Below are 15,603 nucleotides of genomic sequence, written 5' to 3'. Positions count from 1 at the left end.
GCCCTTGCGCCGGCCGGCCGAAACTTCCGCTGGACCGGGTTGCCGCATGACCCCGAAAATCGGAATCGATTTTCGGAAAGGATCATGCGCAAAATCAAAGTGCTACAGCGTCCTTTGCGCGTCCAAACGGGACGCGCGGCGCTGTAGTGCCTCCCCATAGCATGAGTCCGCAAGCTGGAAAGGTGCGTCTCGATGAAAAAAGCCAAGGAAAGTCCCGCCACGGAGCCGGCAAAAGGTCCGCTGAAGATCAGGATCGACGGCAAGGAGCGGGAGTTCGATATCGAGAATCCCGAGCTTCCGGACTGGATCGAGGACAACAAACTGACTGCCGGCGACTACCCCTACGACAAAAAGATGAAGAGCGAGGAATACGACGAGACACTGGAGCGGCTGCAGATCGAGCTGGTCAAGGCGCAGGCCTGGCTGCAGGCGACCGGCAAGCGGGTGATATCGCTGTTCGAGGGACGCGACGCCGCCGGCAAGGGCGGAACCATCTTCGTGCTGCGCCAGTATCTCAACCCTCGAACTGCACGCAATGTGGCGCTGACCAAGCCGACGCCGACGGAAGTCGGGCAGTGGTACTTCCAGCGCTATGTCGACCATTTCCCGACATCGGGCGAATTCGTCACCCTCGACCGCTCCTGGTACAATCGCGGCGGCGTCGAGCCGGTGATGGGCTTCTGTACGCCGGAGCAGCACGAGAAATTCCTCGACGAGACGCCACATTTCGAGCGGATGATCTCCAATGAGGGCATCTATTTCTTCAAATTCTGGCTGAACATCGGCCGCGAAACCCAGCTCGAACGATTTCACGACCGCCGCTGGTCTCCGCTGAAGAACTGGAAGTTCTCGCCGATCGACATTGCAGGCATCACCAAATGGGACGATTACACCAAGGCCCGCGACCAGATGGTCGAGCGCACGCACAAGCAGTTCGCGCCATGGATCATCGTGCGGGCCAACGACAAACGACGCTCGCGGCTGGCCGTCATGCGGCGCATCCTGTTGTCGTTGCCCTATGATGGGCGCGATCTCGACGCCATCGGCAAGGAAGACAAGAAGATCATCGGCGAAGGGCCATCATTCCTGGAGAAGTAGACGCTGAAGGGCACAGAGCCCATCCCTGATGCGGGACGGGCTCAGTTGTCTTCATCGCGACTATGCGGCTGGCGTCATGCGGCCAGGCGGGCGATCCGCTGCAGCCGCTTCAGCGTGGTGTCGTCCTGAAGCGCCTGCTGGAACAGCGTGATCTCCTGATCGATACGGTCGCAGAGCACGCCCGTATCGCCCTTGAGCAGGCCGCGCGTCTGCAAAAGGGCTGCAACCGGCTTCTTGGCCAGTTGCCTTGCCCTGCCGAGCGCTGCCCCCTCGGCACTGCCATCGGCCACGATCTCGGCGACGAGGCCAAGTGCCCTTGCGTCCTCGGCACCGAGTGTGTCGCCCAGGCAAAAGAAGCGGAAGGCGCCGGCATAGCCGAGCTTCTGTGGCGCCAGGATGGAGGTTGCCGCATCCGGCACCAGACCGAAATCGACAAACGGCACCCGGAAGGTGCTGTTGCTCGAGGCGATCACCATGTCGCAGTGGAACAGGATGGTGCAGCCGACACCGACGGCATCGCCGTCGACACAGGCCAGCACTGGTTTGGGAAACGTCGCCAGCGTGCGGAACATGTCGGTGACGGCGGCGATCAGCTGCTGGTGCTTGGTGGAATCGAGGAACTCGGAGAAATCGCCACCGAGGCAAAAGCAGCCGGCGAGGCCACGCAGCACCACGACACGGACATTGTCGTCGACGGCGGCTTCATGGAAGGTCCTGGCCAGGCTTGCATAGGCGCGCCCGTCCAGCACCGGCCGGCCGTCATGCGACGACACGGTGACGACCAGCGTGTGGCCACGCAATTCGGGTTGGGGGTCAAAGCTCATTTGTCGTCTCCGATCTCACGACGCCTGCCGCATGCCGAGCATGTCGGGAGTGCCCCTGGCCAGCACGGGGGCGTGATGGTTGCGGCGCGAACGCACGACATCGAGCGTGTGCGTGTTGAAGGTCAGCAAGGTGGCGACGACCTGCTGGTTGCCATAGGTGCGCTGATATCCGAGTGGCGTTGCCAGGAAATGCAGCTGCAGGGCCCGCAGCACCCACATCGGCTCGAACTCGATGATCACCTGGTTGACGTCGCGCTTCAGTCCCCACTCGACGAAGCCGGCGATCAGCTCGGTACCGACCGTCGACACGCCGCGCTTGCCGTCACGATAGCCGGGCGCCACCGCATAACGGGTCAGCTCCCAGACCCTCGGTCCGGATGGTGGCGTGCCTTCATAGAGATCGACCAGCACCTCGGTCAGCAGATGTGGCCGCGTCGTCGGCAACATGCGCTGGTAGCCGGCGAGTTCGCCGCCGCGAATGACCAGCTGGTGGACCGCCTCGTCATGATCGAACTGGTCGATCTCGAGACCGTCGGGACGCTTCAGATCTGTCCAGCCCATCTCTTCGACGAAGATCTTGTAGCGCAGACGATGGACAGCCTCCCAAAGGTCGGGGCGTTCCATCAATTCCTGTGTTGTAAGGGCAAAAAGCATTGGCCGTCTCCTGGGCTCAGAGGAAGATACGGCCGGACTGTCCAGATAAAAATTGCGTGAAAACGCAGGCAGATAAGCTAGGCCGGCACGGCCGACCTAGCTAATATAGCCACGCCGTATCGCTTCCGCGACGGCTTGCACCCGGTTGACGGCGCCCAGTTTGCTTTTAGCGTTAAGGAGATGTTTTTCGGAGGTGTGCTCCGAGATGCCGAGTATCTGCGAAATCTCCCATTCGGACTTGCCGACGGCTGCCCATTTCAGGCATTCGCGCTCACGCGGGGTCAATTCGATGTGATCGATGGTGTTGGCCGCCATCGTGTGCAGCTGCATGGCGCGGCCGACCGCATAGGTCGACACCAGCGATACCAGTCCGAACTCGGCGCCCGACAATTCGACGGCCTCGCCACCCAGCGAGACCATCACGATCTGGCCTTCGAGCGTCACCAGCGGAAAGGCCAGGCCGTCGCGCAGCTTGAACTCTCTGGCGTCGCCCATCACCTCGCCGCTGCTCCTGTCGACGCGGATGCCACGCGATGCCTCGCGCCATTGGAACGGCGCCTGCAATTCCTTCATGTGGCTGACAACGGGATCATGGTCGACATAGTTGCGCGCCACATAGCGCTCCAGCCATTCCACCGGCCAGTCGCACAAAAGCACGTGGTCCTTTTGCTGGCCACGCGGCGTGCCGGGCTGCGGAACCGTTCCCGCCATCAGCGCCGTCAGGCCAAAATGCGAGGTGACGCCAAGCAATGTTTCACATACCGCGGCCGCCGTGTCGGCATGCTGCAGTTGATCTATATATTCCAGTGTGCGATCGAACTGTCCCATCGCAACATCAACCCCATGTTGCCTACCGCTCTTGAGACCGATGCTACGCGCCTGATCCGCACTTCGCCATCAACCCCGGATTGCAAGCCACATGCTTGTTTTTCTCGCAGCGACCGCTTGCCCACGGACCGAATCTGCGCGGCTATTTGCAACCTCACCAAAGCATAACCCGAAATTGACCCTTTGAAATCAAAAACAATTGTACGCGCGCCGTTTTCGTATCAAAAGCCAACGGCCAAACGGGCGGAGTTTTTCGTGACATCTCGCTGGATTGCCATCGCCCTACTCTCGATGCTGGTTGGAGCGCCGTTTGCCGGCGCAGCGCGGGCGGCGGAACCGCAGGTGCCGGTGCTTTGGGATGCCAAGGAGCGGCTGCCGAAACCGGACCTTTCGGCGCTACCGAGGCTCCGATTCCTCACCACGACCGATTTCCCGCCCTTCAACTTTCTCGACGGCGCTGGCCGGCTGTCCGGCTTCCACATAGACTTGGCGCGGGCGATTTGCGCCGAACTCGACGTCGCCGACAAATGCCAGATCCAGGCGCTGCCCTGGGCCGAGCTCGACGACGCGCTGCAGAAGGGCGAAGGCGAGGCGATCATCGCCGGCATCGCCGCGACGCCGGAAACGCGGGCGAAATACAGTTTTTCGCGCTCCTATCTGCAGTTTCCGGCGCGCTTCATCATGCCGAAGGGCAAGGCCATTGCCGAGCCGGTTCTCGACAAATTGCGCAGCAAACGGGTCGGCGTGCTGGCCGGTTCGGCGCATGAAAAGATGCTGCGCGATTATTTCGGCACGGTGCAGATCGTCCCCTTCAACAGCCCTGAAGACCTCTACAGCGATTTGAAAAGCAGCAAGATCGACGCTGCCTTCGGCGACGGGATGCGCTTTTCCTTCTGGCTGGGCGGCACGGACGCGGCCGGCTGTTGCCGCTTCGCCGGCGGCCCTTATCTGGCGCCGGAATATCTGGGATCCGGCATGACGATTGCCACCCGGGCCGGCGATCCGGCGCTCGCCGCGGCGATGGACTACGCGCTGCAGGAAATCTCGGTGAAGGGCACCTTCGCCGAATTCTATCTTCGCTATTTCCCGGTCAGCTTTTTCTGATTCGGGCCGGTCAGCTTCTTCTGAGGCCTGCTGATATCAGGTGAGCGTGCGCAGGCGGGCCTTCGCGCCGCGCGCGATGGCCGCGACGGTCAGCGTATCGAGATCGAGCTGGCGGCGGATGAGCTGCAGCACCCGAATCTCCTCCATGCGCATTTCGAGATCGACGGCGGCAACCTCGAAGGCGGCGGCATAGGCGGTGTCGTGCAGCCGCTCGGGCAAGGCCTCGGCGACACGCTCGAGAACGCCTTCCAACCCATCCTTTTCATGCAGCATCTTCTGGCAGTCTTGCGCGACGGCAATCAGCCTGTCCTGCTTGAAATCTTCGAACACCGGCCAGCTGCGGACGACGTCGCCGATGCGCGCCAGTTCGACATCGGTCATGTCGCGATCGGAAGCCGACGTGATGACCATCAGGTAGATCAGGGCTTCATGGGTGGACGGCAATGGCATTCAAAACTCCTTGATAGTGAGGCTGGAACGTAGGGACGCCACGAAGGCGCCGCAAGGAAAACCGCCTGATATCGTTGACGCTCCGGCCTGTCGCGCCTAGAGACCCGGTTGAAAAATCTTACCAGCCGCGAAGCCGGCCCATGACTGGAACCTTGACATGACGGGATCAAACACCATCGATCTCAGCCCCGAAATGCTTGCGGCAGCGGCCGAAAGCAAGGCCTGGCCGTTCGAGGAAGCCAAAAAGATCATCGAGCGCTACAAGGGCGCCGACTTTCCCGAGACCGTCCTGTTCGAGACCGGCTACGGCCCGTCCGGCCTGCCGCATATCGGCACGTTCGGCGAGGTGGCGCGCACCTCGATGGTGCGGCATGCCTTCCACGTACTGACCGGAAACAAGGTCAAGACCAAGCTTCTGTGTTTCTCCGACGACATGGACGGCATGCGCAAGATCCCCGACAATGTGCCGGATCGCGCAGCACTCGAGCCCTATCTGCACATGCCGCTATCGTCGGTGCCCAATCCGTTCGGCGGCGACTATGCGAGCTTTGGCGACCACAACAACGCGATGCTGTGCCGCTTCCTCGACACGTTCGGCTTCGACTACGAATTCGCCAGCGCGACGCAGTACTACAAGGCCGGCCGCTTTGACGCGATGCTGCTGCGCGCCGCCGAGCGCTATGACCAGATCATGGCGGTGATGCTGCCGACGCTCGGGCCGGAGCGCCAGGCGACCTACAGCCCGTTCCTGCCGATTTCGCCGAAGAGTGGCCGGGTGCTCTACGTGCCGATGAAGCATGTCGACGCCAAGGCGGGCACCATCACCTTCGACGATGACGGCATCGAGACCACGCTTTCGGTGACCGGTGGCAAGGTCAAGCTGCAGTGGAAGCCGGATTTCGGCATGCGCTGGGCCGCGCTCGGCGTCGATTTCGAGATGTTCGGCAAGGACCACCAGACCAATGCTGTGGTCTACGACCGCATCTGCAACATCCTCGGCGGGCGCGCGCCGGAGCATTTCGTCTACGAGCTGTTCCTCGACGAGAACGGCCAGAAGATCTCGAAGTCGAAGGGCAACGGGCTGACCATCGACGAATGGCTGCGCTATGCGCCGACCGAGAGCCTCGGCCTTTACATGTACCAGCGGCCAAGGCAGGCGAAAAAGCTCTATTTCGACGTCATCCCGCGCGCCGTCGACGAATACTACACCTTCCTCGGCGCCTATCCGCGCCAGGACTGGAAGGAACGGCTGGGCAATCCGGTCTGGCACATGCATGACGGCAAGCCGCCGGCGATCGACCTGCCGGTGCCGTTCTCGCTGCTGCTCAATTTGGTCAGCGCCTCCAACGCGCAAAACAAGGATGTGCTGTGGGGCTTCATCTCGCGCCATGCGTCAGGCGTGACGCCAGCAACGCATCCCGAACTCGACCAGCTGGTTGGCTTCGCGATCCGCTATTTCGACGATTTCGTAAAGCCGACGAAGACGTTCCGGCCGGCCGACGACGTCGAACGCACAGCGCTCGAAGCTCTCAGTAACGCGCTTGGCGGCCTGCCGGCCGGCGCTGACGGCGAAGCGATCCAGAACGCTTCGCTCAACGTCGCGCGCAAGATCGAACGCTATCAGGACCATTCCAAGCAGAGCCCGGACGGCGGCCCCGGCGTTTCCGGCGCTTTCTTCCAGATGATCTACCAGGTGCTGATCGGCCAGGAACGCGGCCCGCGCTTCGGCTCATTCGCGGCGCTTTACGGCATCGCCGAGACGCGCGCCCTCATTGAGCGGGCGCTGGCTGGTCAGCTGGCGGCGTAGCATCCGCCCCAACCGGCGGCGTGTCTGTCGCCGGGGCATCGAGGATCGGTTGCGACGCCGTCGGTGCGGCAACCGGCGTGGGCGCCGGTGGCAGGCCGCCAAGATCGGGCGCGGCGCCGAAGATGCCCTTCTTGGCGGTGCGCGCCTTGTCGCCCGCTTCGACATAGGGACCGCCAGCTGTCGCGCGCGCCCAGCCGTTTTCGACCAGCCACTGGCCGACATCCTGCTTGCCGATGCGGCATTCGGCTGCAATCAGATCGTGGTCGGCCTCCGGCGGCACCTTGCACGCCACGGCCCGGCCGCGCAGGAAAGACCTGAATGCGGTGCGCGCGCGAACGCCGCAAGCCCAGGACTTGCCGTCATCGGTGCAGGTCTCGTCCTCCTTGACGATGTCGATGCCGGAGACCGCCACGGAATAACCATTGGCTTCGATCAGGCCGGCGGCGGATGCGACCGGCTGGAACAGTTTTGTCCCGCCCCAGTCGTCGACCGCTCTCGGCCTGCGCGGCTTGGGCGGTCCGGCCAGCGCCAGGTCGCTCAGCGGTGCGCGCGGTTCGACCCGTTCGAGCTCCTCTGCCGGCAGCGGCGGCGGTGCGATGGCCTCGGGATCGATCGCTCTCGAATGCACCGGAGGCAAAGGCACCGCAGGCTTGGCGGGCTGTATCTCGGGAATGGCCGAGGTCGCCGGCTCCTCGGGCACGGCGTCAGCGCCCGGGTCGATCTGGTCGATGGTGACGGCGGGCTCGTCGTGATGCAGCGCGCGACCGCCAACGACGACAATGGCGACCATCACCGGGATCGCCAGGATGGCCAGGAGGGCTTGAAGCAGACGCACCGGCCGGACCTACTGGCTTGCCCAGACGATGCGCGCCACCCATTCGACATCGCGCATCGCGATGTCACGGTCTGGGTGGTCGGGATTGAGCGAGATCAGCACGATCGATTTCGTCGTCTGGCGGTCGAGCACCTTGGCCATGACCTCGCCGGCATTGGTCTTGACGACGACGCGATCGCCCTTGCGGGTGGCCGCGCCCGGCTCGACGATCAGCACATCGCCATTGCGGTAGAGCGGCAGCATGGAATCGCCCTGCACCTTCAGCGCATAGGAGGTTTCCGTCGCCCGCGCCGGAAGCTCCACGAGATCCCAACCCTGGCCGGAGGGATAGCCGGCATCGTCGAAAAAGCCGCCGGCGCCGGCCTGGGCAAAGCCGAGCAAAGGCACCGCTGAACGCTGCGCGGCTGCCGAGCCTGAAGCAACCTTGGCGCGGCCTTCGACCAGCCCGGTAAATTCATCAAGCGAGGCGCCCGTCGCCTCGATGATCTTGGCCAGCGATTCGGTCGAAGGCCAGCGCGGCCGCCCGTCCGAGGACAGTCGCTTCGACTTGTTGAACGCGGTCGAATCAAGACCGGCACGTCGGGCCAGGCCCGAGGCCGACAGCGAATACCGCTCGGCGAGAGCGTCGATGGCGGCCCAAACGCGATCATGCGAGAGCAATTCGCTCTCCTCAAAAACAGGAAAAAATACCTTTTCCTTCTAGCGCGCGGCCACCCGATTGTCCACCGACGCGCAGGCCGATCGCCTACAAAGCTGTGTGAGGCGAAGTCGACAAGGCGAACTCGTCAGGCAGCCTCCTTGGCCAGGCTGCGCAATCCCTGGTGGGAGGTCATGAAAGTCCGCTCGGCCTCTGTCGGCGGCCGCGGTTGAACGGAACGGCCAAGTGCCGCCACAACCTCGTCGATGTCGACAAAGCGACGGCCGGGACGGTCGTAGACACCGCCCGTCGTCATGATCAACGCGGCCGTCTCGCCATTGTCGAGGACAAACCGGTGCCTGCCGATGACCTGTGTGCCTTCCCAGGTCTCGATCGAGGACACCACCTCAAAGCGACGCCACAGCCTGATCTCGCGCACATAGACCGACTGCAAACCGCCGATCATCGGCGCCCAGCCGTTCTTGCGCGCCAGCGCGATGAGGCCGACGCGCAGAAAAATGTCGATGCGGCCGAGGTCGGCCAGCATCATGTAGCGGGCATTGTTGAGATGGAGGTTGAAGTCGATGTCGGTCGGCAGGCAACGAAAAGCCAGCCGGCTTTCGCTGCCGACCGCGTAGGGGCCACGGCGTCGCGCCGTGGCCATCATGCGCGCGAGGCGCCCCCAGACGTACATGGGGCGCTAGATCAAGCGGCTTTCTTGACCTCGCCCTTCGCATAGGGATCGAAGCGCTGGTAGAAGGTCTCGCCCTTCTCGGCCAGGTCGAGCAACAGCTTGGGCGCCTTGAATTCGGCGCCGTATTTCTTCTGCAGGGCCTTGGCGATCTTGACGAACTCCTTGGCGCCGATGCCGTCGATATAGGACAGCGCGCCACCGGTGAACGGTGCAAAGCCGAAGGCGAGGATCGAGCCGACATCGGCCTCGCGCGGATCGGTGACGATGCCCTCTTCCATCACCCGCGCCGCTTCCAGCGCGATGGTGACCAGCAGGCGCTGCTGCAGCTCCTCATAGTCGACCTTCTCGGCCTTCAGCTGCGGATAGAGGTCCTTGAGGCCGGGCCACAGCTTCTTCTTGGCGGGCTTCGCCGGATAGTCGTAGAAGCCCTTGCCGTTCTTGCGGCCGAAGCGGCCATGGGTGTCGACCAGCGTGTTGATCAGCGCCATCTGCCTGGGGTCGACGGCCTTGTCGCCGAGATCCCTGATGGTCTGCTTCATGATCTTCTGCGCAAGGTCGATCGCCGTCTCGTCGGTCAGCGCCAACGGACCGACCGGCATGCCGGCGGCCTTGGCCGCGTTCTCGATCATCGGCGCCGGAACGCCCTCGATCAGCATCTTGTAGGCTTCCGACATATAGCGCAGCACGCAGCGGTTGACGTAGAAGCCGCGCGTGTCGTTGACCACAATCGGCGTCTTCTTGATGGCGCGCACGAAGTCGATCGCGGTGGCCAGCGCCTTGTCACCAGTCTTCTTGCCCAGGATGATCTCGACCAGCATCATCTTGTCGACCGGCGAGAAGAAATGGATGCCGACGAAATTCTTTGGCCGCGCCGAATTCTTGGCCAGCGCGGTGATCGGGATGGTCGAGGTGTTGGAGGCAAAGATCGCCGACGATTTCAGCACGGCTTCCGCCTGTTCGGTGGCAGCCTTCTTGACGGCCGAATCCTCGAATACCGCCTCGACGACGAGGTCGCAGCCGGCGAGATCGGCATAGTCCGCCGTCGGCGTGATCAGCGACAGCAGCTTGTCCTTCTCCTCGGGCTTGGCGCGGCCCTTCTTGACCTGATCCGAGATCAGGCTGTCGGAATGTGCCTTGCCCTTTTCGGCCGACGCCATGTCGCGGTCGAGCAGCACGACCGGGATACCGGCCTTGGCGGTGACAAAGGCGATGCCGGCGCCCATGAAGCCGGCGCCGAGAATACCGATCTTCTTGAACTTGGTTTCCGGCACGCCGGCCGGGCGGCGGGCGCCCTTGTTGAGCTCCTGCAGCGACACGAACAGCGAGCGGATCATGGCCGCTGCTTCCTTCGACTGCATGATCTCGGTGAAATAGCGCTGTTCGATCCGCAGGCCGGTGTCGAACGGCACCAGCAGGCCCTCATAGACGCATTTCAGGATGGCAGTGGCGGCCGGATAATTGCCGTAGGTCTCGCGGCGCAGGATGGCGATGGCCGGCGGCCACAGATTGAATCCGGCGGGCGAATAGATCTGGCCACCGGGCAGCTTGAAGCCCTTTTCGTCCCATGGCTGCACGGCTTTCAGGCCGTTCTTGATCATTGCCTTGGCGGTTTCGATCAACTTGCTCGGTTCGGCGACCTCGTGGATCAGGCCCATGGCCTTCGCCTTCTGCGGCGACAGGTTCTGGCCCGTGGTCAGCATCTGCAGCGCCTGCTGCTGGTCGGTCAACCGCGGCACGCGCTGGGTGCCGCCGGCGCCGGGGAAGATGCCGACCTTGACTTCCGGCAGGGCCATCTTGACCTTGTCCGTGTCAGCGGCCACGCGACCATGGCAGGCCAGCGACAATTCGAAAGCGCCGCCCATGCAGGTGCCGTTGATCGCCGAAACCCACGGCTTGCCCGAGGTTTCGAGCTTGCGCCACAGGCCGCCCATGCGGCCGGCATTGTCGAAAAGCAGCTTTGCCGCCTTCTGCGGGTCCTTGCCTTTCTCCTTGGCGAAGACCGCCAGCATCTTCTGCAGCATGGTCAGGTCAGCGCCGCCGGAGAAGCTGTCTTTGCCCGAGGTGATCACCGCGCCCTTGATGCCGGCGTCGGCCACCACCTGGTCGATGATCTTGTCGAGCTCGTTCATCACCTCTTCGGTGAAGACGTTCATCGAGCGGTCCGGCATGTTCCAGGTAACCAGCGCAATGCCGTCGGCGTCGGTTTCGACCGTGAAGTTTGTGTAAGTCATGTCTTTCTCCTTCCGGCCGAAAATCAGACGCGTTCGATGATCGTTGCGGTGCCCATGCCGGCGCCGATGCAGAGCGTCACCAGCGCGGTGTTCAGGTCGCGACGCTCGAGCTCGTCGAGCACCGTGCCCAGGATCATCGCGCCGGTGGCACCAAGCGGATGGCCCATGGCAATGGCGCCGCCATTGACGTTGATCTTGTCGTGCGGGATGTCGAAGGCCTGCATGTAGCGCAGCACCACCGAGGCGAAGGCTTCGTTGAGCTCGAACAGGTCGATGTCCGACAGCTTCATCTTGGCGCGCTTCAACAGCTTCTCGGTGACGTCGACCGGACCGGTCAGCATCAGCACCGGCTCGGAGCCGATGTTGGCGAAGGCGCGGATACGCGCGCGTGGCTTGAGGCCCATCGTCTTGCCGGCCTTCCTGGAGCCGAGCAGCACGGCGGCCGCACCATCAACGATGCCGGACGAGTTGCCGGCATGGTGGACGTGGTTGACCTCTTCGACTTCCGGGTGCTTCTGCGCGGCAACCGCGTCGAAGCCGCCCATTTCGCCAGGCATGACGAAGGACGGGTTGAGCGAAGCCAGCGACTGCATGTCGGTCGAGGGCCGCATGTGCTCGTCATGGTCGAGGATGGTCAGGCCGTTCTGGTCCTTGATCGGTATCACCGAGTTCTTGAAACGGCCGTCGGCCCAGGCCTTGCCGGCGCGCTTCTGGCTTTCCACCGCATAGGCGTCGACGTCGTCGCGCGAAAAACCATATTTGGTGGCGATAAGGTCGGCCGAAATGCCTTGCGGCACGAACCAGCCGGGCAGACCGACGGACGGGTCCATGAACCAGGCGCCGCCGGAGGCGCCCATGCCGACGCGCGACATCGATTCGACGCCGCCGGCAATGACGATCTCGTCGGCGCCTTGAGCGATCTTGGCGGCGCCGAAATTGATGGCGTCGAGACCCGAAGCGCAGAAGCGCGAGATCTGCATGCCCGGAGCCTTGTTGTCGTAACCGGCCTCGAAGGCGGCAGCACGCGGAATGACCGAGCCGGCCTCTCCGACCGGATCGACGCAGCCGAAGATGATGTCGTCGACATTGCCGGTGTCGAGCCCGTTGCGGTCGCGCAGCGCCTCGAGCGTCCTTGCGGCAAGCCGCACCGCCGGCACTTCGTGCAGCGAGCCATCTTTCTTGCCCTTGCCGCGCGGCGTGCGCACGGCGTCATAGACATAAGCTTCGGCCATTTTCTTGCTCCTTGGTTTGCCGGTCGTGGCTCTCAGAGAGAGCGGCCAATCAGCAATTTCATGATCTCGTTGGTGCCGCCGTAGATGCGCTGGACGCGGGCGTCGCGGAACATGCGGGCGATCGGATATTCATTCATGTAGCCATAGCCACCATGCAATTGAAGGCATTCGTCGACGACTTTTCCCTGCAGGTCCGAGAGCCAGTATTTCGCCATTGAGGCCGTCACCGGATCGAGGCCGCCATTGACGTGGCGGGTGACGCAATCATTGTAGAAGACGCGGCCGATGGTGGCCTCGGTCTTGAGTTCGGCGAGCTTGAACTGGGTGTTCTGGAACTCGATGATCGCCTTGCCGAAGGCCTTGCGATCCTTGACGTAGTCGATGGTCAGGGCCAGCGCGCGCTCGATCATGGCAATGGCGCCGGTGCCGATCTGCAGCCGTTCCTGCGGCAATTGTTGCATCAGCTGGATGAAGCCTTGTCCTTCCTCATGGCCAAGCAGGTTCGAGGTCGGCACGCGCACGTCGTTGAAGAACAGTTCCGAGGTATCGTTGGCCTTCAAGCCGATCTTGTCGAGGTTGCGGCCGCGCTCGAAGCCATCGACCTCGTCGGTCTCGACGACGATCAGCGAGGTGCCCTTGGCGCCCTTGGCCGGATCGGTCTTGGTGACGACGATGATGAAATTTGCCAGCTGGCCGTTAGTGATGAAGGTCTTGGAACCGTTGATCTTGTACTGGTTGCCGTCCTTCTCGGCCCGCGTCTTGACGCCCTGCAGGTCGGACCCGGCGCCCGGCTCGGTCATGGCGATGGCGCCGATCAGTTCGCCGGTCGCCAGCTTCGGCAGCCACTTCTTCTTCTGCTCTTCGGAGCCGTAATGCAGAATGTAAGGGGCGACGATCGCATTGTGCAGGCCGATGCCGAAACCGTCGACGCCGACATGGCCGATCGCCTCGATGATGGCGCTCTCGTGCGCGAAGGTGCCGCCGGAGCCGCCATATTCCTCCGGCATCGAGGCGCAGAGCAGGCCCGCAGCACCGGCCTTGCGCCAGCTCTCGCGGTCGACCATCTCGTTCTTCTCGAACTCGTCGTAGCGCGGTGCGATCTCTTCCGACATGAAGCGATGCGCCATGTCGTAGAGCATGCCGACCTCGTCCGCCGCCCAGGCGGGCTTCGGCAAAGAGAGCACTTCGGCTGGATTTGTCGCCACGATTTCCTCCGCGTTCCGACAATGTGGGCCGGCTGAGCCGGCCCGACAAACCTAGAACGCTTCCGCAGGCAGCGCCATTAGCGTGTCCGCACCACTGGAAATGCGGGCGAGATGTGCCGACGTCTCGGGCATTATCCGCTCCATGAAGAAGCGCGCCGTCACCACCTTGTTGTCATAGAACGACTGCGAGCCGTTGGCACCGGTCTTGGCCTGAGCCGCCTTGGCCATCTGCGCCCACATGTAGCCCAGCGCCACTAGGCCGAAGAGATGCATGTAGTCGGTCGAGGCGGCACCGGCATTGTCGGGCTTGGCCATGCCGTTCTGCAGCAGCCACATGGTCGCCGCCTGCAGATCGTTGAGGCCCTTCTTCAGCGCCTTGGTGAAGGGCGCCAGCTTCTCGTCGGCACGGTTCTCCTCGCAGAACTCGCCGACATCCCTAAAGAAGGCCTGCACGGCGCGACCGCCATTGAGACCGAGCTTGCGGCCGACGAGGTCGAGCGCCTGGATGCCGTTGGCGCCTTCATAGATCATGGCGATGCGGGCATCGCGCACGAACTGGCTCATGCCGTGCTCTTCGATATAGCCGTGGCCACCGAACACCTGCTGCGCCATGACGGCGTGGTCGAAACCCTTGTCGGTCAGCACGCCCTTGATCACCGGCGTCAGCAGGCCGGTGTAGTCGTCGGCGGCCTGGCGGTCCTTGTCATCAGCGGAGCGGTGGGCGATGTCGGACTTGATCGCCGTCCACAACGCCAGCGCCCGGCCGGCCTCGTTGAAGGCCTTCATGGTCATCAGCGAGCGGCGGATGTCGGGATGGACGATGATCGGATCGGCCTTCTTGTCCGGCGCCTTGGCGCCCGACAGCGAGCGGCCCTGCAGCCGGTCCTTGGCGTAGGACGCCGCGTTCTGGTAGGCGATTTCCGACAGCGACAGCCCCTGCAGGCCGACGCCGAGGCGGGCTTCGTTCATCATCGTGAACATCGCCTTCAGGCCGCCATTTGCCTCGCCGAGCAGCGTGCCTTCGGCCTCGTCATAGTTCATGACGCAGGTCGAGTTGCCGTGGATGCCCATCTTCTCCTCGATCGAGCCGCAGGAGAGCGTGTTCTTCTCGCCCGGACTGCCCGAGGCATCGAGCTTGAGCTTCGGCACAATGAACAGCGAGATGCCCTTCACGCCTGCCGGCGCACCTTCGATGCGGGCCAGCACGAGATGGACGATGTTTTCCGACATGTCGTGCTCACCGGCCGAGATGAAGATCTTCTGGCCGGAAATCTTGTAGGTGCCATTGCCGTTCGGCACCGCCTTGGTGCGCAGCAGGCCGAGATCGGTGCCGCAATGCGGCTCGGTCAGGTTCATGGTTCCGGTCCAGGAACCCTCAACCAGCTTCGGCAGCCACGTCGCCTTCTGCTCGTCGGTGCCGTGGGTGATGAGCGCCGCGATCGCGCCTTGCGTCAGACCGGGATACATCATCAGCGCCATGTTGGCCGAGACCATATATTCGGCAACCGCCGTGTGCACGGCATAGGGCAGGCCCTGGCCGCCGAATTCGACCGGTGCGGCCAGCCCCATCCAGCCGCCTTCGCGATACTGGTCGTAGGCCTCCTTGAAGCCTTTCGGGGTCGTCACCGAGCCGTCCTCATGGCGCACGCAACCTTCCATGTCGCCGACGCGGTTGAGCGGATGCATGACGTTTTCGGCGAGCTTGGCGCCCTCGGCGAGGATCGCTTCGACCACATCGGGCGTCGCGTCGGCAAATCCGGGAAGGTTGGAATAGCGCTGGTAACCCAGCACCTCGTTGAGCACGAACAGCGTGTCCTGGACCGGCGCCCTGTAGATCGGCATGTGTTCCTCCACCATGCGGGTCTTGGCCGCAAGATCGGGCCCGAAAATGAGGTCGGGGCAGCGTGCGGGCCAATGTTGAAAGCGGGATAGCAAAAATTGACGTTTGCGTAAACGTCAATTTTATCGCCGCGACAAAATTTCCTTGTGCCAGCCTATCGGCAC

The 15,603-nt window shown here is 63.2% G+C and carries 14 protein-coding genes; 3 read left to right on the top strand and 11 right to left on the bottom strand.

What is annotated here, in order from left to right; genetic code table 11:
* Positions 1-192: 192 nt before the first annotated feature.
* The gene (ppk2, locus tag AC1DYO_RS14115) at positions 193-1,098 is read left to right on the top strand and encodes a polyphosphate kinase 2 (RefSeq protein WP_477264105.1); all 906 of its coding nucleotides are present in this window, start codon (positions 193-195) and stop codon (positions 1,096-1,098) included.
* A 74-nt stretch (positions 1,099-1,172) separates the two neighbouring features.
* On the opposite strand, the gene AC1DYO_RS14110 is transcribed toward ppk2, so the two are convergent.
* The 3 genes from AC1DYO_RS14110 to AC1DYO_RS14100 all read right to left on the bottom strand — a co-directional run bounded on the left by AC1DYO_RS14110 (position 1,173) and on the right by AC1DYO_RS14100 (position 3,404).
* Entirely contained in the window at positions 1,173-1,922 is a 750-nt protein-coding gene (locus AC1DYO_RS14110; protein ID WP_477264103.1) for an enoyl-CoA hydratase-related protein, read from the bottom strand.
* 15 nt (positions 1,923-1,937) lie between these two features.
* Positions 1,938-2,576 (bottom strand): acyl-homoserine-lactone synthase, encoded by a 639-nt coding sequence (locus AC1DYO_RS14105; RefSeq protein WP_477264101.1) that lies wholly within the window; start codon positions 2,574-2,576, stop codon positions 1,938-1,940.
* 96 nt (positions 2,577-2,672) lie between these two features.
* The gene (locus tag AC1DYO_RS14100) at positions 2,673-3,404 is read right to left on the bottom strand and encodes a helix-turn-helix transcriptional regulator (RefSeq protein ID WP_477264099.1); all 732 of its coding nucleotides are present in this window, start codon (positions 3,402-3,404) and stop codon (positions 2,673-2,675) included.
* Positions 3,405-3,695: 291 nt separating this feature from the next.
* On the opposite strand from AC1DYO_RS14100, the gene AC1DYO_RS14095 reads away from it, so the two are divergent.
* Entirely contained in the window at positions 3,696-4,508 is an 813-nt protein-coding gene (locus tag AC1DYO_RS14095; protein WP_477264178.1) for a transporter substrate-binding domain-containing protein, read from the top strand.
* Positions 4,509-4,544: 36 nt separating this feature from the next.
* Here AC1DYO_RS14095 and AC1DYO_RS14090 read toward each other — a convergent pair whose 3' ends face one another.
* Complete coding sequence (locus AC1DYO_RS14090) at positions 4,545-4,958, bottom strand: tellurite resistance TerB family protein (RefSeq protein ID WP_477264097.1); 414 nt, start codon at positions 4,956-4,958, stop codon at positions 4,545-4,547.
* A gap of 157 nt (positions 4,959-5,115) precedes the next feature.
* On the opposite strand from AC1DYO_RS14090, the gene AC1DYO_RS14085 reads away from it, so the two are divergent.
* Positions 5,116-6,765 (top strand): lysine--tRNA ligase, encoded by a 1,650-nt coding sequence (locus tag AC1DYO_RS14085; RefSeq protein ID WP_477264095.1) that lies wholly within the window; start codon positions 5,116-5,118, stop codon positions 6,763-6,765.
* Here AC1DYO_RS14085 and AC1DYO_RS14080 read toward each other — a convergent pair.
* The 7 genes from AC1DYO_RS14080 to AC1DYO_RS14050 form a co-directional block, all read right to left on the bottom strand.
* Entirely contained in the window at positions 6,728-7,600 is an 873-nt protein-coding gene (locus AC1DYO_RS14080; protein ID WP_477264093.1) for a thermonuclease family protein, read from the bottom strand. The genes AC1DYO_RS14085 and AC1DYO_RS14080 overlap by 38 nt on opposite strands.
* A gap of 9 nt (positions 7,601-7,609) precedes the next feature.
* Positions 7,610-8,260, bottom strand: coding sequence for a S24 family peptidase (locus tag AC1DYO_RS14075; RefSeq protein ID WP_477264092.1), 651 nt, complete (start codon positions 8,258-8,260; stop codon positions 7,610-7,612).
* A gap of 125 nt (positions 8,261-8,385) precedes the next feature.
* Complete coding sequence (locus AC1DYO_RS14070; protein ID WP_477264090.1) at positions 8,386-8,931, bottom strand: thioesterase family protein; 546 nt, start codon at positions 8,929-8,931, stop codon at positions 8,386-8,388.
* An 11-nt stretch (positions 8,932-8,942) separates the two neighbouring features.
* Positions 8,943-11,162: a 3-hydroxyacyl-CoA dehydrogenase NAD-binding domain-containing protein gene (locus AC1DYO_RS14065; RefSeq protein ID WP_477264088.1), complete on the bottom strand. Its 2,220-nt coding sequence runs from the start codon at positions 11,160-11,162 to the stop codon at positions 8,943-8,945.
* Between the two features lie 23 nt (positions 11,163-11,185).
* Complete coding sequence (locus tag AC1DYO_RS14060; RefSeq protein WP_477264086.1) at positions 11,186-12,394, bottom strand: acetyl-CoA C-acetyltransferase; 1,209 nt, start codon at positions 12,392-12,394, stop codon at positions 11,186-11,188.
* Between the two features lie 32 nt (positions 12,395-12,426).
* The gene (locus tag AC1DYO_RS14055) at positions 12,427-13,599 is read right to left on the bottom strand and encodes an acyl-CoA dehydrogenase family protein (RefSeq protein WP_477264084.1); all 1,173 of its coding nucleotides are present in this window, start codon (positions 13,597-13,599) and stop codon (positions 12,427-12,429) included.
* A gap of 51 nt (positions 13,600-13,650) precedes the next feature.
* Positions 13,651-15,441 carry an acyl-CoA dehydrogenase gene (locus tag AC1DYO_RS14050; protein ID WP_477264082.1) on the bottom strand — a complete coding sequence of 597 codons (1,791 nt, stop codon included), beginning with the start codon at positions 15,439-15,441 and terminating at the stop codon, positions 13,651-13,653.
* Positions 15,442-15,603 lie beyond the last annotated feature (162 nt).

The organism is Mesorhizobium sp. P2_F5 (genome assembly GCF_056403715.1).
Note: the sequence above shows the minus strand (reverse complement) of the source record. Positions and strands in the feature narration are given on the sequence as shown.